16 protein-coding genes, 1 tRNA gene and 1 riboswitch are annotated in these 26849 nt (G+C 71.8%); of the genes, 7 read left to right on the forward strand and 10 right to left on the reverse strand.

The annotated features are described in order from the left end of the window. Positions 1 to 287: 287 nt before the first annotated feature. Complete coding sequence (locus JF597_RS43615) at positions 288 to 3938, forward strand: hypothetical protein (protein WP_294009838.1); 3651 nt, start codon at positions 288 to 290, stop codon at positions 3936 to 3938. A 483-nt stretch (positions 3939 to 4421) separates the two neighbouring features. On the opposite strand, the gene JF597_RS43620 is transcribed toward JF597_RS43615, so the two are convergent. The 5 genes from JF597_RS43620 to JF597_RS43640 form a co-directional block, all read right to left on the reverse strand. After that, entirely contained in the window at positions 4422 to 6197 is a 1776-nt protein-coding gene (locus tag JF597_RS43620) for an MOSC and FAD-binding oxidoreductase domain-containing protein (RefSeq protein WP_366916524.1), read from the reverse strand. Between the two features lie 55 nt (positions 6198 to 6252). Then, a complete protein-coding gene (locus JF597_RS43625) occupies positions 6253 to 7119 on the reverse strand; it encodes an alpha/beta fold hydrolase (RefSeq protein WP_294009841.1) in 867 nt (288 codons plus the stop codon). 243 nt (positions 7120 to 7362) lie between these two features. Continuing rightward, complete coding sequence (locus JF597_RS43630; protein ID WP_294009844.1) at positions 7363 to 7761, reverse strand: nuclear transport factor 2 family protein; 399 nt, start codon at positions 7759 to 7761, stop codon at positions 7363 to 7365. Positions 7762 to 7843: 82 nt separating this feature from the next. Continuing rightward, entirely contained in the window at positions 7844 to 8485 is a 642-nt protein-coding gene (gene ribA, locus JF597_RS43635; protein WP_294009846.1) for a GTP cyclohydrolase II, read from the reverse strand. Positions 8486 to 8637: 152 nt separating this feature from the next. Then, complete coding sequence (locus JF597_RS43640; protein ID WP_294009849.1) at positions 8638 to 9162, reverse strand: MarR family transcriptional regulator; 525 nt, start codon at positions 9160 to 9162, stop codon at positions 8638 to 8640. A gap of 73 nt (positions 9163 to 9235) precedes the next feature. Between JF597_RS43640 and JF597_RS43645 the strand changes: the two genes are divergently transcribed. The 4 genes from JF597_RS43645 to JF597_RS43660 all read left to right on the forward strand — a co-directional run bounded on the left by JF597_RS43645 (position 9236) and on the right by JF597_RS43660 (position 13132). Next, positions 9236 to 10366 carry a dihydrofolate reductase family protein gene (locus JF597_RS43645; protein WP_294009852.1) on the forward strand — a complete coding sequence of 377 codons (1131 nt, stop codon included), beginning with the start codon at positions 9236 to 9238 and terminating at the stop codon, positions 10364 to 10366. Between the two features lie 132 nt (positions 10367 to 10498). Further along, positions 10499 to 10572, forward strand: a tRNA-Met gene (locus JF597_RS43650). Positions 10573 to 10879: 307 nt separating this feature from the next. Continuing rightward, positions 10880 to 11040, forward strand: a riboswitch (cyclic di-AMP (ydaO/yuaA leader). A gap of 7 nt (positions 11041 to 11047) precedes the next feature. Then, complete coding sequence (locus JF597_RS43655; RefSeq protein WP_294009855.1) at positions 11048 to 12082, forward strand: M23 family metallopeptidase; 1035 nt, start codon at positions 11048 to 11050, stop codon at positions 12080 to 12082. An 87-nt stretch (positions 12083 to 12169) separates the two neighbouring features. Continuing rightward, on the forward strand, positions 12170 to 13132 hold the full coding sequence (locus tag JF597_RS43660) for an aldo/keto reductase (protein ID WP_294009859.1): 963 nt from the start codon (positions 12170 to 12172) through the stop codon (positions 13130 to 13132). Positions 13133 to 13248: 116 nt separating this feature from the next. On the opposite strand, the gene JF597_RS43665 is transcribed toward JF597_RS43660, so the two are convergent. From JF597_RS43665 to JF597_RS43680, 4 genes are all read right to left on the reverse strand, one after another. Then, positions 13249 to 14595, reverse strand: coding sequence for a PrsW family intramembrane metalloprotease (locus JF597_RS43665; protein WP_294009862.1), 1347 nt, complete (start codon positions 14593 to 14595; stop codon positions 13249 to 13251). Positions 14596 to 14605: 10 nt separating this feature from the next. Then, a complete protein-coding gene (gene trmB / locus JF597_RS43670; protein WP_294009864.1) occupies positions 14606 to 15502 on the reverse strand; it encodes a tRNA (guanosine(46)-N7)-methyltransferase TrmB in 897 nt (298 codons plus the stop codon). A 41-nt stretch (positions 15503 to 15543) separates the two neighbouring features. Next, positions 15544 to 16764, reverse strand: a complete 1221-nt coding sequence (lhgO, locus tag JF597_RS43675; RefSeq protein ID WP_294009867.1) for an L-2-hydroxyglutarate oxidase — start codon at positions 16762 to 16764, stop codon at positions 15544 to 15546. A 167-nt stretch (positions 16765 to 16931) separates the two neighbouring features. After that, positions 16932 to 18356, reverse strand: a complete 1425-nt coding sequence (locus JF597_RS43680; RefSeq protein ID WP_294009870.1) for an MFS transporter — start codon at positions 18354 to 18356, stop codon at positions 16932 to 16934. 748 nt (positions 18357 to 19104) lie between these two features. Between JF597_RS43680 and JF597_RS43685 the strand changes: the two genes are divergently transcribed. Together JF597_RS43685 and JF597_RS43690 are read left to right on the forward strand one after the other, a co-directional pair. Beyond that, positions 19105 to 21183, forward strand: a complete 2079-nt coding sequence (locus JF597_RS43685) for an asparagine synthase-related protein (protein WP_294009872.1) — start codon at positions 19105 to 19107, stop codon at positions 21181 to 21183. A 333-nt stretch (positions 21184 to 21516) separates the two neighbouring features. Next, the gene (locus tag JF597_RS43690; protein WP_294009875.1) at positions 21517 to 24810 is read left to right on the forward strand and encodes a BTAD domain-containing putative transcriptional regulator; all 3294 of its coding nucleotides are present in this window, start codon (positions 21517 to 21519) and stop codon (positions 24808 to 24810) included. Here JF597_RS43690 and JF597_RS43695 read toward each other — a convergent pair. Then, entirely contained in the window at positions 24797 to 26662 is a 1866-nt protein-coding gene (locus JF597_RS43695; protein WP_294009878.1) for a sigma-70 family RNA polymerase sigma factor, read from the reverse strand. The genes JF597_RS43690 and JF597_RS43695 overlap by 14 nt on opposite strands. Positions 26663 to 26849: the final 187 nt, after the last annotated feature.

Here is a 26849-nt window from a genome sequence, read left to right on the forward strand (position 1 = left end):
GGCTCGGCTACCTCAGCCCGATCGAGTACGAGGAGAAGCACTACGCCGACCAGGCAGCGACCGAACAAGTGAACCTGAAACCACGTCAAACCGCCCTGACCGGCTAGTCAGCCGCCCCGCACAGCGGGGGAACCTCAGGCGCGGTGGGGTAGACCTCGTTCGCCAGCCCGAAATGCAGGCCCGAGTGCATGCACACAGAGATCGAGGTCGTTGTCAGACCCCCGCAGTAGGGTCCATTCGTGAGGCGTCGGGATTGTGTGCCCCTGCGCCCTGTTGGGGAGGGACGCGTGGATCTGATCACTCCTGCGGTGTTGGCGAAGACAGCCACGCCCTGGGCCAGCAAGCTTGGGATGAGCGGTTTCAAGAAGGTCATCCGTAGGCCCAAAGTGGCACGTGCTGCGGCTAAAAGGGCTAAAGCGGCAGGGATTGCTATATCTGCAAAATCGCTGCGGGTGTGGCTGGCACGTAAGGACACCGCCGCACAGTTGCGCGATTGCACCGAGTCATCTCTCGACCAGGCCGCCGGACGCCTCGCATTCGTCATGCCTGGTAACAGCGCCGAGGATCGCCGTAACAATGCGCTGCGGGTCCTGCAGATCATTATGGAGGAGTCGGTACGCGCTGCCGATCCCTCGGAGGCTGCACTGCTCGTCGGCGGCTGGGGGCGACAGACCACCCAGGAGGACGGGCAGAAGACCCGAGACCAGCTCCAGGAACTGCAACAAGACGTGCGAGGCCGCAACGATCTTGAGAAGGATGTACGCACGCTCAGTCCCTGGACTGCCAAGGATGCACTTCTCCTGGCCACGTCGTGGCCTGGCGTGACGAAGGTAATGGGGACTCTGTCTGGTGCCGGACGCACGCGCGGTGAAGTCCTTCGGCAGTGGGCCGACACGGAACCGGCGTGGCTTAAGGACGCTCCTGCGGACGCGTACGCATGGCTCGGACACCTCGCCGCCGACTACGACACTCCTGGCGCAGCCCGGCACTTTTTCGAGCAGTGCCTGCGCGAGGGGGGACACCCCCGGGACTACTACACAGTGCTGGCGGTGCTGCAGGAGGAGGACGGCACGGACGAAGCTGCGGGCCGCTACCTTGCCAACTACGAGGACAGCAGTTTGTCCCCGCTGCTGGCGGCACTGCGCCGCTTGTTGGACGGCGACTGGTCCAGCGGGCTGGAGAATCTCAGGCAGTGGGAGCCGCACCATGCGCGGGCGTCGGCCATCAAGGCCCAGTTGGAGGCCAAGGCACTGTTCCGTCTTGAGCGGCCGAATGAAGGACTGGCTGTATTGCGGGCGACGGACGAGGCGTCCAGTGGTGCCGGCATGGCATTGGCCAGGGCGCTTCTGGAATACGCACACCACAGCCACACCACGAACAGGCTTGGCTACGGCCAGGAGGCCCTGGCCGTAGCCATTCGCGTGAGAAACAGCCGCCGTTCCTGGTTCGGGGGCAGCGCCGAAGCGGCCGTGCTGGCGGTGCAGGCCGCCGTGATGAGCGAGGACATGGCCCTGGCGTGGAAGCTGACGCAGCCGTCTCCGGAGGGGGAAGCCGAGCAGTACGAGGCAGAAGACGCCCGTATGCAGGAGCAGACTGCCTTGGTTGCCGCCCTGACGGGTCGGTGGCGGGAAGCCGAGGAACTGGTGCGGCGAATGCCCGAGGGATTCGGGCGTGCTCATGTCGCGGCGGTTCTCGCAGAATCCAGGGCAGCGCAAGACGAGGCCACGGCCGATGCGAAAGAGCTATGGCAGAGGGTGTGGGAAGCCGCGAGCACGGAGGGAGAACAGCTCACGGCCGCGGCTGGCCTGGTCTCGGCGGGAGCGGACCTGCCCGACCTTCAACACCTTGCAGCCGTCTTCCCCGACCGCGTCCAAGAACTGACGCTGCTCGCCCGGGCGCTGCATGCCGGCGAGGACGATCCGCAGGCACTGCTGCGCGCCAACATCACCAAGAGCCCGGCAATCGTGGTCAAGCTCGCCGAGAGCTACCACCGCGGCGGAGACATCGGCCTGGCAGCTGAAACCCTGAAGAACGGTGCCGCCCAGTGGCACGATGCTCGCCTGATGGCTATGGCTGCGGGCTTGTTCCAGGAGACCAAGGACTACCCCTCCGCCCGCGAGTGCGCACAAGATGCACTGCGAATGGCCGGATCCGGCTGGGCAGGGCAAGGTCGCATGTACGCACTGCTCTTCGAGGCCGAGTTCGCCGACGGACGCATCGACCGAGCCACGGATGCTGCCCTGAGCCTTCTCGAACTCGACCCCCTGGACGCCAACGCCCGCTGGGCTCTGGCCAAGTGTTATACGGAACGGGCGCTCCTGGATCAAGCTTGGCAGACCCTCACTGAGCTTGGTCAGCCGCTTGACCCACGGACCCCGGACGAGACAGCCCTGTGGGTCATGCTGGGGGCGCGGTTCTCCGCTGACCCTCAGTTCATCGGTCGGGCACTCACTCTGACGCAACGCTGGCAGGACGACGGTGACCTGGTCGGCAAGATCCTTGCCATGTTGCACTGGCGCGCCGCCAAGCCTGCGCAACCCCTGTCCGCCCGAGAAAGTGAACAGCTCGGTACCGCCACGGCTAGTTTCCTGGAGCGCTTCCCTGACAGCACCGTCTTCCGCGCTGTCACGCTCGGACCCGACGAAGACCCCCTCAGGAACGTCGCCGAGGAGTTGCGACGTTTCCACGAGAACGCCAAGAACTTTAAGAAGCTGCACGACAAGACCGCTGCTGGTGAACTGCCCGCCGGCGCTCTCACGCTGACCTCCGGCCGTAGTTATGCCGAAGTCCTACTGCGCCCCACCGCGGAGCGTCCGCATGTCTATGCAGCCGATGTACTTCTCAACCCAGCAGAGGGCGATGCTGCTCGGGGTGCTCAGAAGGGGCGGGTGGTTGTCGACACGAGTGCAGCCGTCACCCTCGCCCTGCTGGAGCCAGGCGTGGCCGAGCAGCTCATGGGCCACCCCCGGTCACTCGTGACAACCGACCAACTCCTCACCGACGCCCTTCACGCGAAGGAATCAATCGCGCTGCGATCTGACATGTCCTTTGACTGGGACGAAGAGAGCTCCCGAGCGGCCGTCCTTCAAGCCTCTGCCGAGGGCCTCGCCCAACTACGTGCCACTTCAGCACGTTTGGTCGAGATCTTTCGAGCGATCTCCCGGGTACCCCGGCCGGAACTGCGCAGCCTTCCGCCTCTGCCCGCGGGCCGGAGCTCCGCGCAGTGGCTCACGGCCCTCGACTACGCCAAAGAGCACCGCCTTGCCTTGTGGTGTGACGATCGGATTCTGCGGGCCCTCGCGCTGTCCGAAGGCGTGCCAGCGTTCGGCACACTCGCGCTCATCGACGCCCGCCTCGATGCCGGCCTGACCACACCCGAGGATGCGCTGCTGATCAAGGCTGAGTTGCTGCGCAACCACTACGTCGATATCCCCTTCTCCACGGACCTCTATCGCACCGCAGCGCTGGCAGAGAGCTGGCAGGCCAAGGCGGTCGCCGTTGCCCTGTCCCGGCCCTCCGCATGGTCCGACGCGGCAGAGACCGCAGCCTTCGCCCTCGACGCCGCCTTCCACACCATCGAGGCCCTTCCACACGAGGCCACAGGATGGCTCAGCGCTGCCTACAGCGGGTTGCACCGAGCCACACCGCCCTCGCACCAACAGCGCAACCTCCGAGCACTCTCGCTGCAAGTCCTTGTCCAGCCCTGGATCGCGCCTTCCACCCTGCCGTTTGCGTTGAGGGGCCTGCATGTAGGTGCCGAGACCGTTGGTGACAGCAATGCTCCTCTGGAATCCGCCCTTGTCCAGTACTACCGAGCCCTGGTCGACCAGATGAAGCCCCTCGCTGCCGCTAACGCCCTGATGGGCTTGTTCGTGCACACCGAGGAAGCAGACCGCGCAATGGCAGCCCGCGTCGTGCTCACCTCACCTGAGCGTTGAACAAACCTAGCGCCATGAGCAGGGCTCCTGGAGCGTAAGAACAGCTCGTCTCTGTCCGGAGCAGGGCAGTACCTGCTGCACCAGCCGGCGGTGTCTGGCAGACGCGGACGTATCCGCCGCAGATTGAGTCCGGAAAGCGGCGCCGACGCCGAAAGTGCTGTTCAGTCGACCTTTTTACGTGAGCGATGCGTGAGCGGACGAGATGGCAGCGGCCGTCAGGGACCGGACCGAAGATCACGCCGAACATGTCCTGACCGGGTGGTTCCGGACACCGAAGAACCGCCCGGACCCACCCAGCAAGCTTTGGCCAGGACTTTTAATCCATTGGTTGTGGGTTCGAGTCCCACACGGCCTACGGATGCGAGGAAGGGGTTACCCCCTTTGACCTGCCGTGCAGCGCTCGGCTCGGCTTCGGCCGGGTCGGGCGCTGTGGCGTTCTTGGGCCCGTCACACCGCCCGCCGGAGGTTCACCACCGCCCTGGCTCACAGGTCGAGGACGACGTCTCCGGCGGGTTTCGAGCAGCAGATGAGGATGTTGCCCTGGGCGGGGGGTTCGACGGGGTCGGGTGAGTAGTCCACGGTGCCGGACATGAGGGCGAGTTCGCAGGTGTGGCAGACCCCGGTGCGGCAGGACCACTGGACGGGGACGTCGCAGGCTTCGGCGAGTTCCAGCAGGGAATCCCGGGCGTCGTCCCAGGGGACGCTGAGGCCGCTGCGGGCGAAGGAGACCTCGGGGCCGGTGCCGGGCGGACCCGCCGGCCGGTGGGGCGCGGGCGCGGTGGCCGCACCCTTGATCCCGGGGGTGAGGGCGGCGCCCGCGCCGAAGATCTCGGTGTGGACGCGGGAGGCGTCGAGGCCGTCGGCCACGAGCGCGGCGGTGAGGCTGTCCATGAAGGACGCTGGGCCGCACAGGTACGCGTCGGCGTCGGACGGCAGGCCGAGCCGGCGGATGGGCTCGGCCGAGAGGCGGCCCCCTTCCGCATAGTCCACGCCCAGCCGGTCGCCGGCGGCCGGCCTGCTGTAGTAGACGGTCGACCGTGCGTTGGGGAGGGCGGCGATCAGGTCACGGCTTTCCCGGGCGAAGGGGTGCTCGGTGCCGTCGCGGGCTCCGTGCAGCCACCACACCTGACGGGTGGAGCGGTCGCGGGCGAGGGCGTGCAGCATGGCCAGGACGGGGGTGACGCCGACCCCGGCCGACAGCAGCACCACCGGATTGTCGCCGGCGGTCAGGTAGAAGGTGCCACGGGGCGCGGCGGCCTCCAGTTGGTCACCGACCCGGATGTGGGCGCGCAGTTCGTTGCTCGCGGCGCCGTGCGGTTCGACCTTCACGCTGATCCGGTACGCGCCGGTGCCCGGCTCGCCGGACAGGGAGTAACTGCGGATCAGGGGTGGCACGCCGCCCTCGGGCCGGACCTTGACGGTGAGGAACTGGCCCGGCAGCGCGGCCGGCAGCGCCGAGCCGTCCGCGGCGGCCAGGTGCAGGGAGAACACAGTGCGGCTCTCGGACCGGATGTGCGTGACCGTCAGCGGGCGGAAGCCCGGCCAGGCGGGCGGCGGTGCGGTGGCTGCGGTGCTCAGTCCGGCACTGCCCGAGGAGGCGCCGCCCTCGCCGTCGGCCTGGTCCAGCAGGGTCTGCATGGAACTCTGCCAGCCGGGGCTGAGCGCGGGGATCCGCAGGGCCCGTTCGACCTGTTCGCGGGTGTGTCCGGGCAGGTAGAGCACCCCGTCGATCTCTTCGACGGTCATCGCCTCCGGGCCGGTGGAGACCTTGGTGATCGCCTGCCCGGCCTCGACCTCGCCCTCCTCGATGACGCGGAGGTAGAAGCCGGGGCGGTGGTGGGCCACGAGCAGTGCGGCCATCTGCGGCTCACCCATGCGCAGTCCCACCCGGTAACAGGTCACGCGGGGTTGGGTGACCTCGAACAGGGCCTCCCCGATGCGGTAGCGGTCCCCGATGCAGACCTCGTCGTCGGGCAGCCCGTCCACGGTGAAGTTCTCCCCGAACTGCCCGGGGACGAGGTCGTCGCGGCCCAGCTCCTTCGCCCAGTAGCGGTAGGAGTCGGTCTGGTAGACCAGGACGGCACGCTGCTCACCGCCGTGCCCGCCCAGATCGCCCTGTCCGTCCCCGTCGATGTTCAGCCGCCGGACCATCCGGGGCCCGTCGACGGTCTGCTTGTAGACGCCGGTGTGCACGGTCCTTCCGTGCCAGGGCACGTCCTGCGGCATCCCGACGTTCACTGCTGTCAACGTGGCCACCACGCCACCTCTCCTGCGGCGCCTCCCGTGCCGCTCCGTCGTGTCGGGGGATCAGGATTCACGTGAGGACGCGTCCGAGGAAGCCGTGGATGTACCCACTGATCGCGTCCAGGTGCGTCTCCAGGGCGAAGTGCCCCGCAGGCAACAGGTGGACCTCTGCCTCCGGCAGGTCACGGGAGAACGCCCGTGCGCCGTCCGGCCCGAAGATCTCGTCGCCCTGGCCCCACACCGCGAGCAGAGGCACCTGACTGGTACGGAAGTACTCCTGCAGCCTCGGGTATCCCTCGATGTTCGTCGGGTAGTCGCGGAACAGCGCCAACTGGATCTCGTCGTTGCCGGGCCGTTCCAGCAGGAGCTGGTCGAGGGTCCAGGTGTCCGGGCTGACCAGGTTCGCGTCGGGGGCGCCGTTCTCGTACTGCCAACGGGTCGTGGCAGCGCTGAGTTTGGCCCGCGCGCCCGGCTCCGTCTCGCGGCCAGGATCGGCGGCGTACGCGAACAGGTCGTCCCAGAAGGGCTTGGTGAAGCCCTCCATGTAGGCGTTGCCGCTCTGCGTGATGATCGCGCTGACGTCGAACGAAGGGCTGGTGGCAAGGCGCCAGCCGATCGGTGCTCCGTAGTCGTGCACGTACATGGCGAAGCGCTTGATGCCCAGGTGGTCGAGGAGTCCGGCGGTGATGCCGGCGAGGTTGTCGAAGGTGTAGTCGAACGCGTCCGCCTTGGGCATGGCGGAGTGGCCGAAGCCGATGTGGTCGGTGGCGATCACGTGATAGTCGTCGGCCAGCGCGGGGACGAGATGGCGGAACATGTGGGAGCTGCTCGGGAATCCGTGCAGCAGCAGCACGACCGGTGCGTCGCCGGGGCCGGCCTCGCGGTAGAAGACTTCCTGGCCCTTGATGGTTGCAGTCTTGTGTCGCGTGGGAAGCACATCGACCTCCGGGCGCCGGTCGGCGCGGACGCGCGTCAAATCCGCCCGTGGAATACCGGTTGGCTGCGACCAGGGTCAGGGCGGTCGCCGTGGAGGCTCGGGAACCGTTTTCCCTTGGCGGCGTGGTGCCTCGCGGCAGATGGCGCCGGTTGCCGCTTCCCTCACGCTAGACCTGACCCGCACGGAGGGCAACGCAGCGCAGCGCGCGTACGCCCGCGCCGATCGACGTACGGCCGGGGCCGCTCACTCGGCGTATGCCTCGGCTACCGCGAGGGTGTCCTCGTAGAGGTGCAGCTTGACGATCTCGCCGTCCGCCACCTGGAGGTGCATGGCGACCGGGGTGATGTACGTCCGGCCGGTGCCCCTCGCGACCCGTGTGAACCGTCCCAGCATGACCGCGTGGTCGCCGTCGACGAGAAGCGCCTCGATGTCGTCCACGTTCTTCTCGGGCACGATGTGCGTACCGAGCGTCCTGAAACAGTCGGCTACCTCGCTGCGCTTGGTGCGCGCCCCCGTCCAGGGCAGTGACGCGGACCCGGGAACGTACCAGTCGATGTCGTCGGCGAAGACCGCCGCGACCTTGTCCAGGTCTCCGCCTGCCAGCAGACGGAAGAACTTCTCGGCGACGTCTCGCGTAGTCATGATCAAGATCTTTCCGGGCAATCCGGACGGAGACTTTCAGTATTCAGGTCGCGGGCCGGAGCCGCAGTGCGCCGGTCGGCGCTCAGCCCGCGTTGAGCTCCGTCAGCTCGGCCAGGGGCAGCGTGTGCTGGGTGTGCAGGACCTTCGCGCGCAGGTAGCGGACGTTGTGGGCGGTGCTGAAGACGCCGGTCGGGACGCGGTCGCGGACGGTGACCCCGAGGCCGCGCAACTGCTCCGCCTTGTCGGGGTTGTTGGAGAGCAGGTCCAGGTCGGTGATGCCGAGGGCGGCCAGCATCTGGGCGGCGGCGGTGTAGTCGCGGGCGTCCTCGGGCAGGCCGAGGGCGGCGTTCGCCTCGTAGGTGTCGAGGCCCTGGTCCTGGAGGGCGTAGGCGTCGAGCTTGTTGTAGAGGCCGATGCCGCGGCCCTCCTGGCGCAGGTAGAGCAGCACGCCGCCGCGCTCGGCGATGCGCTCGACGGCCTCGCGCAGCTGGGGTCCGCAGTCGCAGCGGGCCGAGCCGAAGACGTCGCCCGTCAGGCACTCGGAGTGCAGGCGCACCAGCGGGAGGGCGCCGGGGGCGGGCTCGCCCAGGACGACGGCGACGTGCTCCTGGCCGTCGGTCAGGCCGTGGAACGTGACGAGTTCGGTGTCGACGCTGTAGCCGTCGGCGAAGCGCAGCGGGACCCGGACGCGGGCGCGCTGGGTGGCGGCGGGGAAGTCGGTCATCGGGTTCTCCAGTGTCCGGGTGCAGGACGGCAGTCCCGGTACGGGACGTCGCGGGTGTCTGCTTCAGATTTGAAGCAGATCCACGGCTGGAACCCTACCTCATGCTTTAAATTTGAAGCAACAGATTTCCGTACGGTTTCGGGAAATCGAGTTCACGATCCGGAACAGGGGGACGACCGCCGCCGCCACGGCAGCTCGTCCGGCGTCGGCCGCGGGGTCGACTCGTCACCCTCCAGCGCCCGCGCGATCACGGAGCTGATCTCCTCCAGCTGCTCCACCTGCTCGGCGGAGAGGTGGTCGAAGACCGCCGCCCGCACCGTCTCCACATGGCCCGGCGCCGTGCGCTCCAGCACGGTCATGCCCTCGTCCGTCAGGATGGCGAAGCTGCTCCGCTTGTCCCACTGGCAGTCCTCGCGGCGGATCAGCCCGTCCTTCTCCAGCCGGGTCACGGCGTACGTCAGCCGGCTCCGGGTGATCTTTGACTTCTCGGCGAGATCGGTCATGCGCAGCTTGCGCTCCGGCGCCTCCGAGAGGTTGGCCAGAATGCCGTAGTACAGGTGCGGCATGCCGGCGTCCTGCTGGAGCTGCCGGTCGATCGCGTCCTCCAGGAGGTGCGTCGCCGCCATGTAGGCGCGCCAGGCGCGCTGCTCCTTCGGAGTGAGCCAGCGAGTCGTCATGGCACCAGTGTAGTTTTGTTTCAAACTTTAACCAAGCGTCCGTGTCAGGGCAGTCGAGAGTGAGCCGCGTCCGATGCCGTACCCCCACGTCCTGCTGTCCGCCGCCGTCTCCCTCGACGGCTTCCTCGACGACACCGGCACCGACCGGCTCCTGCTCTCCTCGCCCGCCGACTTCGACCGCGTCGACGAGGTACGGGCCTCCGTCGACGCCATCCTGATCGGCGCCGGCACCATCCGCGCGGACAACCCGCGGCTCCTGGTGAACTCCCCGGAGCGGCGCGCGGCCCGGACCGCCGCCGGCCGGCCCGAGTATCCCCTCAAGGTCACGGTCACCGCGACCGGCGACCTCGACCCGGACGCGAGGTTCTGGCACACCGGCGGCGAGAAGATCGTGTACACGACGGACGAGGGGGCACAGCGGGCCCGCGCCCTCGGGATCGCCGCCGACGTCGTCTCCCTCGGTGCCGAGCTCGACTGGCGGCAGCTCCTGGAGCACCTGCACGACGTACGGGGCGTACGGCGTCTGATGGTCGAGGGCGGCGGCACCGTCCACACCCAGCTCCTCCAGCAGGGCCTGGCCGACGAGCTCCAGCTGGTCCTCGCCCCCCTCCTCGTCGGCGACCCGAAGGCGCCGCGGCTGTTCGGTCCCGGCGGGTACCAGGCCGGGCGGCTGCGGCTCGTGGAAACCCGCCGGATCGAGGACGTCGTCCTGATGCGCTACGAGCCCACGGCCCCCGGCACGGGCGGGTCGGCGTCCGCCGCGGACCGGCACTGGCTGCGGCTCGCCTGCGCACTGGCGGCCGAGTGCCCGCCCTCCCGGACCGCGTTCAGCGTGGGCGCGGTGGTCGTCGCGGCCGACGGCACGGAACTGGCCCGCGGCCACTCCCGGGAGGCCGGCGACCCCGTGGTCCACGCGGAGGAGGCGGCCCTGGCCAAGATCCCCGCGGACGACCCCCGGCTGGCCACGGCCACGGTCTACACCAGCCTCGAACCCTGCACCCACCGCGCCTCCCGCCCGCACCCCTGCGCCGAGCTGGTCCTGCGGGCGGGGGTGCGCCGGGTGGTGACGGCGTGGCGCGAGCCGGACACGTTCGTGACGGCGGCCGACGGCACGGGGGCGCTGCGGGAGGCCGGGGCGGAGGTGCTGGTGCTCGGGGAGTACGAGGGGGAGGCGAAGGCACCGAACGGGCATCTTCTCGGCTGAGGGGGAGACCGAGGAGGGGCTGCGGCGCTTTCGCCGGTGCGCGGCCGGCCCCCACCGGAACGCGGCCACAGACCCGCGAGCTTTAACCCGTGTGACTCCCACTCTTCGGATGGCGTATGCTGGTGTCACCGACGCGGGGTGGAGCAGCTCGGTAGCTCGCTGGGCTCATAACCCAGAGGTCGCAGGTTCAAATCCTGTCCCCGCTACTGAAACGCAGGGCCGGAATCCATGTTCAAGGATTCTGGCCCTGCGTCATGCCCGGCGACGACCGTGGTCACTTTCGGTGTTCGGACGGCGGCTCTCCGCATCACAACTGAGTCACCGTCAAAACCTGTGTGACTCCTGAGCCGATCAGCGCGCACCGTCGACTCGACCGTTTTTGACCTGTTGTGGCAGGTAAGTCCAGGCTTTGAAAGCTTAATGATCAAGGCGAACGGCTTGGAATCTGACAGCCGGGTCTATTAACGTTCGATAACGCAGCGCGGTCGTCCCAGCCGTCACCCGCGACGGCTCCGTGCGCACGCGCCGAATCCCGCAAGGGAACCGGGGAACCACCACCTTGGGGTGAATCGCACGGCTGCCGCCGGGTACGAAACGGCCGGTATACGCGCGTAGGAGACCTTCCCGCTCCGAACCCGTCAGCTAACCCGGTAGGCGGCGGAAGGAAAGGAGTGCGCCCGCGTGGCGTCCAACCCGCCTGCTCCGACAGCCCCGTTCGTGCCCAGCCAGCGCCAGCCCGACACCTTCGGCTACGGCGGCTACCGCACCGACGAAGGCCCCTTCGAAGAGTGGAACCCCACCGAGGAGTCCCTCTCCGCGGTCCGCGGCCGACACCGGGTCGCCAAGCAGAAGGGCGGCGGGCTCGCCCGCAGCTCCACGGTTCTCGGCGTCGGCGTCATCGCCGCCGTCGGCGCGGGCGGCATGGCCAGCGCCAACACCGGCAAGCCGCCGGTCTCCATCTCCCTGCCCGACCTGCCCTCCTCCGTCAGCTCCCTGCTCGGCGAGGGCAGCGGTCACCAGGCCACCCAGACCGCGCTCAGCAGCGTCACCAGGACCGCCACCGACGCGGACTCCTCCTCGTCCGACGCCGGTGAGGCACTGCGCAGCCGGATCATCGCCCAGGCCGCGCAGCAGCAGAGCCAGCTCGACACCAAGGCCGGCGCCCAGGCCGTCGCCGCCGCCGACAAGGCGGTCGCGGATGCCGAGGCCAAGGCGGAGAAGGCGGCCGCCGCCAAGGCCGCCGACGCCAAGGAGAAGGCCGAGGCCTCCGCGAAGGAGAAGGCCGAGCAGGCCCGCCTCGCCGAGCTGGCCAAGCAGTACGCGCTGCCCGTCGTCTCGTACACGATCACCGGCACCTTCGGCCAGGCCGGCTCCATGTGGGCCTCCGGCTACCACACCGGGCTCGACTTCGCCGCGCCCACCGGCACGCTGATCAAGGCCATACACAGCGGCACGGTCACCGAGGCGGGCTGGGCCGGCTCCTACGGCTACCGGACGATCATCACCCTCGACGACGGCACCGAGCTGTGGTTCTGCCACCAGTCCTCGATCGCCGTCAAGGTCGGCCAGAAGGTCGCCACCGGCGACGTCATCGGCCGCGTGGGCGCCACCGGCAACGTCACCGGCCCACACCTCCACCTGGAGGTCCACCCGAACGGCCAGGCCTCCGCCATCGACCCGATGACCTGGCTGCGCGGCAAGGGCCTCAACCCCTGACCCCGGGGCGGTACGGGGCGGGCGCCTTTACGAGAACTTCGTGTTGCGTCGGCATGGGGTGGCGGGCGACGCGTGTTGGAGTGAAGCATGAGTGCTTCTTCCGCTTCCGCTTCCCTCCGTAAGCTCGGCGCCTCCGACCTGGAGGTGTTCCCGCTCGCCCTCGGCGGCAACGTCTTCGGCTGGACCGCCGACGAGGCGACCTCCTTCGCCGTCCTCGACGCGTACACCGCCGCGGGCGGCAACTTCGTCGACACCGCCGACTCGTACACGGCGTGGATCGAGGGCAACAAGGGCGGCGAGTCCGAGACGATCATCGGCAGGTGGGTCAAGGCGCGCGGCAACCGCGACGACGTCGTCATCGCGACGAAGGTCAGCCAGCACCCCGAGTACCAGGGCCTGTCCGCCGCCAACATCAAGGCCGCCGCCGACGCGTCCCTGCGCCGTCTCGGCACCGACCACATCGACCTGTACTACACGCACTTCGACCAGCCCGAGATCCCGGTCGAGGAGATCATCGGAGCGCTGGACGAGCTGGTGCGGGCGGGCAAGGTCCGGCACATCGCCGCCTCCAACATCACGCCGGAACGGCTCCAGGAGTCGCTGGACTTCTCCGACCGCGAGGGCCTCGCCCGGTACGTCGCCCTCCAGCCCCACTACAACCTGGTCTCCCGCGACACCTACGAGGGCCCCCTCCAGGACCTGGCCTCCCGCACCGGCCTCGCGGCCGTCCCCTACTTCGCGCTGGCCGCCGGGTTCCTCACCGGCAAGTACCGCCCCGGTACGACGGTCGACAGCGCGCGAGCGGGCCGAGCTGCCCAGTACGCCGAGTCGGAGCGCGGCCAGAAGGTCCTGGCGGCCCTGGACGAGATCGCCGCGGCCCACGAGGCCCCGATCCCCACGGTCGCCCTGGCCTGGCTGGCAGCCCAGCCCACCATCACGGCCCCGATCGCCTCGGCCCGCACCCTCGAACAACTCCCGCCCCTGCTGGGCGTGGCGGACCTGAACCTGACGGACGAGGAACTGACGAAGCTGACAGCGGCTTCCGCCTGACGGCTTCCGCGCGCTCGTTCTCCCTTTCCGTTCCCGCGTCTCTTTCTTTCCGCCGCAACGGCACTCAGCCTGCACGGCGCATCCCGGCGGTGCCGCACCCCGCGCGACCCGAAGCCCTAACTCCGGTACGGGTTGTAGGCGGGATACGGCACCGCCGCCCCGTAAGCCGCGGGCGCGTACCCGCCGTATCCCGGCCATCCGCCCGGCGCGGCCGTCCGTGCCGCGTACTCCAGGGCCGGCCGCACCAGCTCCCGCCGGCTCCACAGCTCCGTGAGGAGCTCCCGCTCCCGCGCCACGAAGTCGGCTCCGGCCCGGCCCCGCTGCCCCCGGCGCCGCAGCAGCGCCAGCGCCGTCGCGTACCACTCGTACTCCGTGACCGCCCGCCCCGCCGCCTTCCCGAAGTGGTACGCGGCGTACTCCCGGGCCAGCTGCCGGGCCCGCATCGACCCGAGCACGAACGGCCCGGCCGCCCCCAGCCAGCCCGCGTAGACGTACGCCGGAAGCTCCTCCCGTACGGTCCGCAGCTCCCGCTGCCGCGTCCAGACGGCCAGCCAGGTCAGCAGCCCGAACGCCGGCACCATGAACATGCCGTACACGGCGAAGAACCCGTACCGCCCGAACGTCGAGGAGCCGTTCCAGAACGCGTGCATGCTCATCGCGAGCAGCAGCCCGGCCACCGGCACCAGCACGCGCCGGGCCCGCTGCCGCTCCCCGCAGAGCGCGGCGATGCCGAAGCCGATGCCGGTGAGGACGGTGAAGAGCGGATGCGCGAACGGGGAGAGCACGATGCGCACGAAGAACGTCGCGGCGGTGACGGAGGCGATCCCGCTGTCCCCGGTCAGCTGGTCGGTTCCGAAGGCCGTACCGAGGTAGAGGATGTTCTCGGTGAACGCGAACCCGGTGGCGGTGACCCCGGCTATCACCACCCCGTCGACGATCCCGGTGAAGTCCCGCCGGCGGAAGAGGAACACGAGGAGCACGGCCGCCGCCTTCGCCGACTCCTCGACGACCGGCGCTATCACGGTCGCCCCGAGGGTGTCCGCGCTGCTCGGGTCCGCGGTCGCCGTCGCTATCCACCGCGTCGCGAAACTGTTGGCGACGATGGCTATCAGCGCGGCCGCGCAGGCGCCCCAGGCGAAGGCGAACAGCACGTTGCGCCACGGGCCGGGCTGCACCCGGTCCAGCCACCGGAACGCGCCGACGAGCAGCGGCACGGGCAGCACGGCGAGCCCCAGACCGACCAGGAACCCCTCCGTCCCCGTCTGCTCCTGCACCAGCGCGAGGATCACCAGACCGGAGAGGGCGAGCAGCGTGCTCAGCGCCCCGTACCGCACCCAGCGCCGCTGCCACCAGCGGGGATGCCGCAGACCACCACCGCCGACGGCGTCCGGCGGATACGCCGGCTGCGGTGGCTGCGACGGGTACTGCGGGTACGGCGAGTACGGCGGCGGGGAGGTGGCCACGGCATCGACCCTAACGAGGTGACTCCTGACGGTGCTGCTCGCTCTGCGGCACCCGGTGCTGTACGCGACGGAAGAGCAGATCGTTCACCACATGTCCCTTGTCCAGTCCCTGGCCCTCGAAACGGGTCAGCGGCCGGTGCGCCGGACGTGGTGCGAAACCGCCGTCTGCCTGCGTGTTCTCGAACTCCGGGTGGGCGTCGAGCACTTCGAGCATCTGCTCGGCGTACGGCTCCCAGTCGGTCGCGCAGTGCACGATCGCCCCGGGCCGCAGCCGGGTCGCGGCGAGATCCAGGAACTCCGGCTGGATCAGCCGCCGCTTGTGGTGCCGCTTCTTCGGCCAGGGGTCCGGGAAGTACACGCGCAGCCCGTCCAGCGAGTCCGGCGTCAGCATCTCCCGGAGCAGGATGATCGCGTCGCCGTTCCCGACGCGGACGTTGGACAGTCCGCTCTGGTCGGCGAGATTGAGCAGGTTCCCCTGGCCCGGCGTGTGCACGTCGACGGCGAGGATGTTGACGCCGGGATCCTCGGCGGCCATCTGCGCGGTCGCCTCGCCCATCCCGAAGCCGATCTCCAGCACCACGGGGGCGTCGTTGCCGAACAGCTCGCCGAGGTCGAGGACCCGCTGCCCGTCGATGTCCAGGCCCCACTTGGGCCACAGCCGCTGCAGCGCGTCGGCCTGCCCGGCGGTGACCCGGCTGCGGCGTGGCTGGAAACTGCGGATCCGCCGCTCGAAGTGCGACCCGGCCGGGTCGGCCTGGGGCCCGTCCGGGAAGCGCGGCTCCCCCTTGGCCCGGGTGTGCCGGACGGACACCCCGGGGAGGTGGTCGGGGTGCGCACCGGGGACGTGCTCGGCGGGATCGGTCTCGGCGGGCCGGGGGGCTTCGGGGGCGTTGCGGGAGTCAGACACAGTGCGTCGATTTTACGGCCCCCGCGGGACGGCAGACGGGGTCACACCGAGCCCAGCGTCTCCAGCGCCCTGCGGGCCACCTCCCGCCCGATCGGCAGCGAGGCGGTCGCCGCGGGCGAGGGCGCGTTCAGCACGTGGACCGCGCGCGGCCCCTCCTTGATCAGGAAGTCGTCGACGAGCGTCCCGTCCCGCAGCACGGCCTGCGCCCGCACCCCCGCGGCCGCCCGCACCAGGTCACTCTGCTCCGCGGCGGGCAGCAGCCGCCGTACGGCCTTCGTGAACGCCTTCTTCGACACCGACCGGAGCATTTCCCCGCCCCCGTACCGCCAGTGCCGCCGCGCCAGCGCCCAGGACCCCGGCCAGGCCAGCGTCCCGGCGACCTCCCGCGGCCGTACGACGTTCCACCCGTACCCCTCCCGGGCCAGGGCCGGCACCGCGTTGGGGCCGATGTGGACGCCGCCGTCGATCCCTCGGGTGAGGTGCACGCCGAGGAACGGGAAGGCCGGGTCGGGCACCGGGTACACCAGCCCCCGCACCAGCTCCGGCCGCGCCAGCTCGTAGTACTCCCCGCGGAACGGCACGATCCGCATCCCCGGTTCGTCCCCGGTCAGCCGGGCGACCTCGTCGCAGTACAGCCCCGCGCAGTTGACCAGCACGCGCGCGCGTACGACGTCGCCGCGCGAGGTGAGCACGGCCACGCCCCGCTCCGGGCGCCGGTCCACGCGGACCACCCGGGCGCCGTATCGGATCTCCGCCCCCGAGGCCTCCCCGAGCTGCCGGGCGACGCCCACGAAGTCGGCCACCCCGGTCGTCCCGACGTGTATGGCGGCGAGCCCCCGCACCTCGGGCTCGTACTCACCGATCTGGGCGGCGCCGAGCTCCCGCACCGGTATGCCGTTCTCCCGGCCGCGCTGCACGAGCGCGTGCAGCCGGGGCAGCTCCGCCCGCTCGGTGGCGACGATCAGCTTGCCGGTGACGGCGTGCGCGATGCCGTACTCCGCGCAGAACTTGACCATCTCCGCGCCGCCCTTGACGGCGTACCGCGCCTTCAGCGACCCGGGCCGGTAGTAGATCCCGCTGTGGATGACCCCGCTGTTCCGCCCCGTCTGGTGCCTCGCCGGCCCGGCCTCCTTCTCCAGCACGGTGACCCGGGTCCCGGGCGCGGCACGGGTGACCGCATACGCGGTGGACAGCCCGACGATCCCACCCCCGACGACGAGCACATCACAGTCGTACGCAACCCCGGCAGACACCTGCACCACCTCCCACGTCGATAGTGCACTGCGCCACTGACATCACTTTCAAACGCCGGGTCCCGCAGCGCGCCCCAAAGGGGCGCTGGGGGTACCCCCGGCCGAAGGCTCGGGGAGGAACTGCGCGGCCGGCCCCGACGCACCCGCACCGAACCCGACAGACGACTGGGCGACTCTCACGCCGGCGCCATGAGAAGCGGCCGCGCCCGCTCCCGCAGCTCCACCACCCTCGGCTCGTCCCCGTAGGGCTCCAGCCGGTGCAGCAGATCCCTCACGTACTCCGTCGTCCGCGCGGACGATATCCGCCCGGCCACCTCCACGGCCCGCACCCCCTGCTCGCAGGCCGCGTCGAGGTTGCCCGACTCCAGTTCGGCGACGGCCGAGACCACCAGCCGCAGTCCGTGCGACCGCACGAACTCCTCCGTCGGCTTGGAGAGGGCCTGCTCCGTGAAGCGCCGCACCTGCCGCGGGGCCTTCAGGTCCCGGTAGCACTCGGCCGCGTCCGCGGCGAACCGGTCGTAGCCGTAGAAACCGAGCCAGGAGGGATCGTTGTCCCCCTCCCGCGCCCGCTCCAGCCAGCCCTCCGCCGCCTTCAGCGCCGCCCCCGCGGCCTGCGCGTCACCCGCACGCGCGTGTGCCCGCGCCTCGACCAGCCGGAAGAAGCTCATGGTCCGCGCGGTCGCCAGCCCGCGGTTGCGCTCCACGGCGGCCTGCGCGAGGTCGACGCCCTCGTCGCCGAAGCCCCGGTACGTCGCCTGCAGGGACATCGATGCCAGCACGTACCCGCCGAGCGGCACGTCGGCCGCCGCGCGGGCGAGCCGCAGCGCCTGGATGTAGTAGCGCTGCGCGGCCTCCTGCTGTCCGGTGTCGAAGGCCATCCACCCGGCCAGCCGCGTCAGTTCGGCACTCGCCCCGAACAGCGCCCGCCCGACTTCGTCGGAGTACGCGCCGAGCAGCAGCGGTGCCGCCTCCACACGTAAACACTCCGGCACCATCGAGGACCGCCAGTCGCCGCCGCCGTACTTGGAGTCCCAGCGTCTGGCGTCCTCGGCGGCCTCCCGCAGCTTCTGCACGTCGCTGTGGCCGACTTTGAGCGGTGCGCCCGACCCGTCCACGGTGTTCGCCTCGCGCGCGACCGAGCTGTCGGCGGGGGTTATCAGCCACCGAGAGGCGGGGGTTGCGTATGCGCTCACTGCGAACGAACCGGCCAGCGACTGCCAGATGCCGCCGGAGCCGGCCCGGCGGCCGGCGAGGTCGAGGCGGTACAGCTCGGTCGCCGACCGTACCGCCTGGCCGACGTCCCGTGGGAAGGCGAGGCCCACTTCGGGGGCGGGATCCGCGTCCGCCAGGCCGATCTCGTGGAGCGGCACCGGGCGGCCGAGCTTCTGGCCTATCGCGGCGGCGATGAGGTGTGGCGCGGCGCCCTGCGGCACCATGCCCTTCGACACCCAGCGCGCCACCGACGTCTTGTCGTAGCGAAGAGTCAACCCGCGTTGAGCGCCAAGATCGTTGACGCGCCGCGCGAGTCCTGCGTTGCTGATTCCCGCGAGGGCGAGAACGGCGCCGAGCTTTTCGTTCGGCCCGCGTTGCTCCCTGGACATGAGCCACCCCTCGACACAGACGGCTGCCGCGCTGGCATAACCACGCGGCATTCGTAAACCCAGCGTAGTTCGCCGCATCCCAAGCGTTAAGGGGCATTGTTCCGGATGGCGGGATTGTGGTCCGTACGCGAGTGCGGCCCATATACGCACCGTGCACGGCCTGTCGCGACGTGCCCCCGCCGTGTGGCCGTGCGCCCGTCCGTGCGCTCTTCTCCGGCCAACTGGGGAGCGGTTCCATGGCTGATGCGTGGGTCGGCCCGCTGTACTGGATCCAGTGGGCTGGGGGACACCGCCACCTTCATCCCCGCGGGTGGCGGACCGGTCCGGGAGGCGATGCCCGCCTCCCGGACTGTGCGCGTCCGGGCACGCACGCGTGCGATGCGCAAGGCATGTACGGAGCGTGCGCAAGTCCGCGCGGCCGTCGCCGATTTGGCCGAAAATCGACCCCACCTTTTTCGGCGACTCAACGCTCCTACCATGGCAATTGAGGGCGCGAACGGCGTTTTTGGGGAGCGTACAGGGGGCGCATTCACGTCGCAGCCGCCCGGTGCCGTACGGCAGTCGGCTCCCGCCGCGACCCTTCCGCGGCACGCGCGCGTGGCCCGTCCTGCGGCAACTCCACGGCAACCACCTGACATCTTCCGGGGATCAAAGGCGGCCCCACCGCCCCACCGGACCGCGCCCTTCATGGCAGCATGGGGACCCGGTTCGTACCGTGCATGGTTGTCCACAGCCTGTGGAGGCGTCGATGCGGTGGTTGGTGGGATGGAGCAGCACCATCTCCGGTGCCGCCACGATCGGCTCCGCCGGCGCCATGGGCTACGACGGCGAGACCGTCCACCCCGTCGGCTCCCAGCTCCTGTGGGGTGACCCCGACCCGCTCTGGGCGGTCGGCGACTGGCGCCCCGACGAGGTCCGCGTCATCAAGGCCGACGCGCAGAACCGCATCGCCGTCCTCGGCACCTGCGGCGCCACCGACGAGGAGCTGCGGCTCGGCCTCTTCACGGCGCGCGGGGGCGCACTCCGGCATCTGACCGCCTGGCCGGGCAGCTACACCGCCGTCGTCCAGGTCGGCCGCCGGGTCACCGTCTGCGGCGACCTCGCGGGCGCCCGCCCGGTCTTCTACAGCCCCTGGGCAGGCGGTACGGCCTACGCCACGGCCGCGCTGCCGCTCGCCGACCTCATCGAGGCCAACCTCGACTACGGCCATCTCGCGGCCCTCCTCGCCGCCCCCGACGTACCGGCCGCGCTGCACGACTCGACCCCGTACGAGGGCGTGCGGCGCATCCCGCCGGGGCATGCGCTGATCCTGCGCACCGGGGCGCGCGAGGTCGCCGGATACGAGCAGGTCGCCTCGCTCGCGGTCGCGGCACCCTCCGCCGACCCCGACCGCGCGGTGGACGCCGTACGGGACGCGCTCGTAGAGGCGGTACGCGCGCGGCTGTCGGCACCCCGGCACGTCCCGGACATCGACCCTGGTCCGGTACCCGGCATGGGACCCGCCGAGCGGCGCGCGGCGCGTGGGATGCCGGTCCCGGGCATCGGCGCCGACCTCTCCGGCGGCCCAGCGTCGGGGACGCTGGCCCTGCTGGCCGCGGGCCTGCCCGGCATGCCCGGCACGGTCCTCGGCCACGGCACGGGCGCCGGCGAGCGCCTCCTCGCCGTCACCTTCAACGACCTGGCCGTGGGCGGCCGCGAGTCCGAACTCGAACGCGCGGGCACCCTCGCCGCCAACCCGCGCCTGCACCACGTGGTGGTCACCGGCGGCGAGGAGGTGCTGCCCTACGCCGACCTCGACGGCCCCCTCACCGACGAACCGGGCCCGTCCCTGATCTCCGCGGCCCGGCACCGCGCCCGGCTCGCCGCCGGCAGTGCCGACCACTTCACCGGCTACGGCGCCCGCCAGGTCCTCGACGCCCACCCCGCCCGTCTCGCCGACCTGCTGATGGACCGCAAGCGCCGCCACCTCGTCCGCCCGGTCGCCGCGCTCGCCAAGGCCGACGGCTCGGTGATGGTCTCCGCGCGCGTGTACAGCGCGGCCCGGCGCCTGGCGCGTACGCCGTACCGCGCGGGCGTCGAGTCCCTCGCCGAGCGCCTGCTGCGGCGCCGGTTCGACGACCCCGGAGGCGCGGTGGGCGCGTCCCTCGCGGCACTCACCTGGGCGAGACCGGGCCCGGCGGCGCGCTGGCTGACGGGCGAGGCGCTGGCTGAAGTATCGGTTCTGCTCCAGGGGTCGGCGAACCGCTCAGGCGTCGGCCCCGGGCAGCGCCCCGGAGACTACCGCGCGCGTGCGGTGCTGGCCCGCCACGCGGCCGACATCCGCATCCTGGAACAGGCGGCCGAGATCCGCTCCCAGCGCCTCCACACGCCCTTCCTCGACAACCAGGTGGTCCGCGCCTGCCGCGACCTCCCCGAAGCGCTGCGCGTCCAGCCGGGCGCCCGCGCCGCGATCCTCCGCACGGTCCTGGAGGGCGCCGGCGTCACCGACCTCCCGCCGGGCTGGGGCGCCCCCTCCCACGCGTCCTCGGCGGCCGCCACCCGCACGGGGCTGCGTGTGGCGGCCGACGACCTGATCTCCCTCTTCTCGACGCCGCTGCTGGCGCAGGCGGGCCTGGTGGAGGCGCGGGTGGTCCGCAAGGCGCTGCGCTCGGCCGCCGCGGGGGAGCCGTTGCCGCTGGACGGGCTGGCGGACCTGGTCTCCCTGGAGCTGTGGCTGCGCCGGCTCCTGTCCCGCCGGGGCACGTGCTGGACGGGGACACCGGCACGGGCGCGGGCGGTGCCTGCGGGGATCCGGCCGATGCGGGGGGCGTTGGCGTCGGGGGCGTGACCCTCCCAGGGGCCGCCGTATCTGGGGGCTGCCGCCCCCAGGCCCCGCATCGGGCGGGGACCCTTGTGCTTGGGCCGCGGGCCGGTGGGGGCTGGTCGCGCAGTTCCCCGCGCCCCTTACGGGGCGCTTCCCAGCCGCGCCCTGCACATCCGCACCCGCCCGTGTCAGCTGGAGAGCTGCGGGCAGTCGTGCCGCTGGGGCGGCACGGGTGGGCGCAGCGGCACCCTGCAAGCGCCGGTAAGTGTTCCCGCCCCCGGCCCCACCCCGGCCAACCTGCACCCCCCGGCGTCGAAACCCCGTGCCCGTTCCCCCGCCCCCGGCGACAATGACCCGGTGCGGTACCGAATTCTGGGCGTGACCCAGGCCAGCGACGACCAGGGCACGCCCATACCCGTCGGCGGCCCCCGCCTCCGCGCGCTGCTCACCGTGCTCGCCCTCCACCCCGCCCGAACCCTCACCCCCGAGATGCTCATCGAGGAGATCTGGGCGGCGGACGACGACCCGCCCCAGGACGCCCCGGCCGCCCTCCAGGCCCTCGTCGGCCGCCTGCGCAGGGTCCTCGGCAGGGACGGCATCGCCTCGGCACCCGGCGGCTACCGCCTGACGGCGACCGAGGCCGACATCGACCTGTACGTCTTCGAGCGGCAGGTGCGCGAGGGCACCGAGGCCCTGGCAGCCGGTGACCCGGCGACGGCCCACCGCGTCCTCACCGACGCCCTCGCCCTCTGGCGCGGCCCCGCCCTCGCCGACCTCCCCGACCGCACCGCGGCCGCCGCCCGCCCGGACGCCCTCCGGCTGGAAGCCACCCGCGCCCGCGCCGACGCCGCCCTCCGCCTCGGCCGCGCCGCCGGCGCCGTACCCGAACTGACCGAGCTCACCACGGTCCACCCGTACGACGAGCCGCTGCACGCCCTGCTGATCCGCGCCCTGCGCGACACCGGCCGCCCGGCGGACGCCCTCGCCGCGTACGAGACCGCCCGCCGCACCCTCGCCGAAGGCCTCGGCACCGACCCCGGCCCGGAACTTCAGGCGCTGCACGCGTCGTTGCTCACACAGGAGGAAACCCCGCTCCAGGCGCCCCCGCCCCGCACCGGCAACCTCCGTCCGCGTCTTACCTCTTTCGTGGGCCGGGAACCCGAACTCGAAGCCGTTCGTTCCGAATTGCACAGAGCCCGTCTCGTCACCCTCACCGGACCGGGCGGCTCCGGAAAGACCCGTCTCGCCGAGGAGGCCGCCGCCGGGCTCCCGCAGGCATGGCTCGTCGAGCTCGCCCCGCTCGACCGGCCCGAGGCGGTGCCGGGCGCGGTGGTCAGCGCGCTCGGCCTGCGCGAGACCGTGCTCATGACCAACGAGCTGGCGACCGTGCAGACCGACCCCACGGCCCTGCTCGTCGAGTACTGCGCTCCGCGCAGCCAACTCCTGATCATTGACAACTGCGAACATGTCATCGAGGCGGCGGCCGCCCTCGCCGAGACCCTGCTCACCCACTGCCCGGGCCTCACGGTCCTCGCCACCAGCCGTGAACCCCTGGGCGTCCCCGGCGAGGCGGTCCGCCCGGTCGAGCCCCTCGCCCCCGACCAGGCACGCCGCCTCTTCGAGGAGCGTGCCGCCGCCGTCCGCCCCGGGACCGGGACAGGGGCCGGTGCCGCGCCGGGCGACTCGGCGGCGGTCGACGAGATCTGCCGGCGCCTGGACGGACTGCCTCTCGCGATCGAGCTCGCGGCGGCCCGGCTGCGGCTGCTGACGCCCCGCCAGATCGCCGACCGGCTCGACGACCGCTTCCGGCTGCTCACCGTCGGCAGCCGCACGGTCCTGCCCCGCCAGCAGACCCTGCGCGCGGTCGTCGACTGGTCCTGGGACCTGCTCGACGAGCGGGAGCGGACGATGCTGCGCGAGGTGTCCGTCTTCGCCGGCGGCTGGGACCTCGCGGCGGCGGAGGCCGTGTGCACCGGACCGGCCGCCGACCTCGTCGGCGCGCTCGTCGACAAGTCCCTGATCACCGCCGCCCCGGACGGCACCGGCGGGATGCGCTACCGCATGCTGGAGACCATCCACGAGTACGCCGTCGAGCGTGCCGAGGAGGTCCCCGGGCTGCGCGCGGCGGCCGAGCGGCGGCACGGCGCGTGGGTGTGCGCGCTGGTGGAGGAGGCGGAGCCGAGACTGCGCTCCGGCGAGCAGCTGTCCTGGATCCGCCGCCTGGAGACCGACCTCGACAACATCCGCGCCGCCCTCGACCGGGCGCTCCGCGCGGGCGACGAGGTGCGGGCGGGCCGGATCGTCCTCGCCGTCGGCTGGTTCTGGTGGCTGCGCAACTACCGCCAGGAGGCCACGGCCTCGGTCCGAGCGGTCCTGCGCCTCGGCGTCGCCCGGGACGCCCTGCCCGAGGACGCGGACCCGGACGAACTGCGCGCGCTCGCCGACGCGGTGGACCACGTGGGCGCGTTCCTGGCCGCGCCGGACGCCGAGGCCGGGCACCCGCTGTACGAACTGCGCATGGATCTCAGGCTGCTCGACCTGTTCCTGGCATCCGAGTCCGTCCAGCCGGACCTGATGGCGGACGACCGGACTCCGCGGTACGTCGCGCTCGTCCGGGCCGCCTTCGAGGCGGGCGGTCCCCGGGCCGCCCGGATGCCGGGCCTCATCTGGCCGCTCACCGCGTGGACCCTGGGCGGCTCCGCCGTGGACATCACCCCGGACATGTCCGCGGTGGTCGACAACTGCCGGGTGTACGGCGGTGACTGGGAGGTCGGGGTCACCCTGATGTACCGCACCCACATCATGGTCGACTCACCCGGCAACCTGCGGGGCGTCGACGAGGACCTGGCCGAGCTCCGCGTCCTCAGCCGGCGGGTCGGGGACCGCTGGATGGGGGCCCAGGTGTGCAGCGCGGCCGGCGAGGCGGACATGGCGCGCGGCCGGTTCGCGGCGGCGGAGAGCGAGTACCGGGAGGCGCTGCGCCTCGCCCACGAGGTCGGCGCGTACGCGGAGACGCCGTTCCTGCTCGCGCGGCTCGCCGAGATCGCCTTCCGCTCCGGCGACCGGGCGGCCGCCCGGGCCACCCTGGACCAGGCGGGCGAGGCCTCCGACCGGTACGGGGTGGCGGAGTCGAAGGCGTACGTGGCGCTGCTGCGGGCGATCCTGGCCCACTACGACGGGGACCTGGTGCGGGCGCGGGAGTGCTACGAGGCCGCTCGTGCCACGGCGGTGGCCGGCGCCGCGCCACCGCAGTTCACGGCCGCGATCCGCTCCGTCGAGGCCATGCTCACGGCCCTGGAGCACGGGCCCGCGCGGGCGCTGCCGATCGTGGCCGTCGGGCTGCGCGAGGCGGTGGAGTACCGGTGCGCCGAGGTGATCACGGCGGCCCTGGTGGACGTCGGCGCCGACCTGCTGGCCCGGCTCGGCGATCTGGCGGGAGCGGTACGGCTGTACGCCGCCGCCGACCACTGGCGCGCCGGGAGCGTCCGCCCCGAGCCGGAGCGCACCCGCGCCGAGGAGGTCGACGCGGCCGCCCGTGCCGCGCTGACCCCGCGGCGCTACGCGGCCGAGCGTTCGCGCGGAGCCTCGCTCACCGAGGAGGACGCCCTGCGCGAACTGAGCGCCACGCCGACCGCCGCTACCGGCACGTGAACCTCGCCTCGGCCCAGTCGGCGAGCGCCACCGTGTCGAAGGCGTCCTGCGGTTCGACCACCAGACGCACGGTCCGGTGCCCGGTCAGGTCCACATGGACGGGCACGGCGGCCTGTCCGCCCCCGACCACCGCGGACCGCCACAGCGGCTCTCCGTCCGCGTAGACCGCGAACGTGACCTTGCCGAGGCCGAGGGTCATGTCGTCGACGCCGGCCATCGCGTCGTAGGCGGTGCACTGCCGGTTGAGGTCGATGGTGACGGAGGACCGGCCGTGCACGGTGACGCCGGGCGTGTACTCCTTGCCGGCGACCGTCACGCCGTACCGCTGCCACACCCAGCTGCTGTCGCCGAGCCGCATCTCGGGCCGGGTGCCGTCGCCGGTGACGTCGAAGCGCAGCTCGCTCCACTGGTAGACGACCGGGGCGGGCGGCGGAGTGGGCGTCGGCGTGGGCGTGGGGGCCGGTCTCGGCGGGGTGGGCGTGGGTGTCGGGGTGGGGGTCGGCTTCGGGCTCGGGGCAGGCCTTGGAGCAGGGGGCGGCGTCGGGGTGGGGGTCGGGGTCGGCTCCGGGGCGAGGGCGACCGGCTCGGGCTCCGGTTTCCTCTTCGACGGGGTGGGGGTCGGTGCCTCGGGCTGGACGGCCGGCGCGGACGGGGTGGGTCCGGCGGCCTCCTTGACCGGGTGGCCGTCGTTCGTCAGGGCGAGGGCCACCACGGCGATCGCCGCCGCGACCACTCCCGCGGCGATACCCGCCTTCACCGGCCCCGCGAGCCCCTCCGAGGCCGCGGCGCCCCCGGCACCGCCGCCCGCCCCGCCGGACGAGCCGCTCGCCGCGGCGGCCGCACCCGCGGCCCCCACACCGGCACCCCCGGCGACGATCCCGAGCGCCTTGGCGTACCCGGCGGCCCCGAACCAGCCGATGACCGCGACCGGTACGACGGCCGGGATACCGCTCGCGACCTCTTCGATCTGGGCGGCGGCCAGCCGGCACCTGGCGCACTCCTCCAGGTGCTTGCGCAGCCCCCGCTCGGCCCGGACCCGCAGTTTGCGGCGGGCGTAGCCGCCGAGCTGGTCGGCGTAGCGGGCGCACTCCTCGTCGTCGACGAGGGAGGCGCTCACGTGGGCCTGGAGGTAGGCCTGCTTGAGGCCCTCACGGGCCCGGCTGGCAAGGACCCGGGTGCCGTTGGCGTCCAGCCCGAAGAGGACGGCCACCTCGCTCGGCGACTCGTCCTCGACCTCGGTGTGCCACAGCACGGCCTGCCAGCGCTCCGGCAGTGAACGGAAGGCCTGCATCGCCATCGACTGCTCGGCCTCGTGCATCGCGCGCACATCCGCGCCGAGGTTCAGCGTGTCGTCGTCGGAGACCTCGGAGCCGCGCGCGGACTGCGCCGCGAACAGCGCGAAGTCGTCGACGAGTTGCTCACGCCGGGCCGACTTGGTCCACTGCGCGGCGACCCGTCGTACCGAGGTGAGCAGGTAGGCGCGCACGGCGTGCTCGGGCCCGGACCCGCCGCGCACCGCCTGCAGCATGCGGGCGAACACCTCGGCGGTCAGGTCGTCGGCGGTGTGCCCGTCCCGGCAGCAGGTGCGCGCGTAGCGCCGTACCGCGTCCGCGTGCCGGCGGTAGAGCTCCGCGTACGCCGAGTCGTCGCCGGCCCGCATCCGCTCGATCAACCGGCGGTCTTCGGGCGGCAGTTCCCTGGGCGGCGGCAGCACCCTGCCGTCGCGCTGTGCCGGAACGTTCCCCTCCGGCGGTTCACCGGCCGCCGGCACAGCGGCCCGCCCGCCCTGGCTGGGCACCTGCGGCGAGGTCGTCCCCTCACCGACGGACTCGTCCCACCCGTCAACGCCCATCGCGGAACGCCCCCGATGCCTGCCCCACCGACCGAATCACCGGCTCAGCCTGCCACACCGCCTTTTGCCCAGGCGCCCCAGCGACGAGACGGTCACCCGGAAGGGGAAACGCCGGTACCACAGCGCCCCGTGGGGGTGCCTCTATGTCCTTCGTCAAGGCACTCCTGTCGGGTTTGGGGTGATTCGG

This window comes from Streptomyces sp. (assembly GCF_019510245.1).
In the GTDB taxonomy this organism is placed as follows: Bacteria; Actinomycetota; Actinomycetes; order Streptomycetales; family Streptomycetaceae; genus Streptomyces.

Excerpts from the sequence above, each read along its gene's own strand:
- JF597_RS43630 (WP_294009844.1), bottom strand. The coding sequence starts at position 7,761 with ATGACTACGCGAGACGTCGCCGAGAAGTTCTTCCGTCTGCTGGCAGGC.
- ribA (WP_294009846.1), bottom strand. The coding sequence starts at position 8,485 with ATGACCGACTTCCCCGCCGCCACCCAGCGCGCCCGCGTCCGGGTCCCG.
- JF597_RS43640 (WP_294009849.1), bottom strand. The coding sequence starts at position 9,162 with ATGACGACTCGCTGGCTCACTCCGAAGGAGCAGCGCGCCTGGCGCGCC.
- JF597_RS43645 (WP_294009852.1), top strand. The coding sequence starts at position 9,236 with ATGCCGTACCCCCACGTCCTGCTGTCCGCCGCCGTCTCCCTCGACGGC.
- JF597_RS43660 (WP_294009859.1), top strand. The coding sequence starts at position 12,170 with ATGAGTGCTTCTTCCGCTTCCGCTTCCCTCCGTAAGCTCGGCGCCTCC.
- JF597_RS43680 (WP_294009870.1), bottom strand. The coding sequence starts at position 18,356 with ATGTCCAGGGAGCAACGCGGGCCGAACGAAAAGCTCGGCGCCGTTCTC.
- JF597_RS43685 (WP_294009872.1), top strand. The coding sequence starts at position 19,105 with ATGCGGTGGTTGGTGGGATGGAGCAGCACCATCTCCGGTGCCGCCACG.
- JF597_RS43695 (WP_294009878.1), bottom strand. The coding sequence starts at position 26,662 with ATGGGCGTTGACGGGTGGGACGAGTCCGTCGGTGAGGGGACGACCTCG.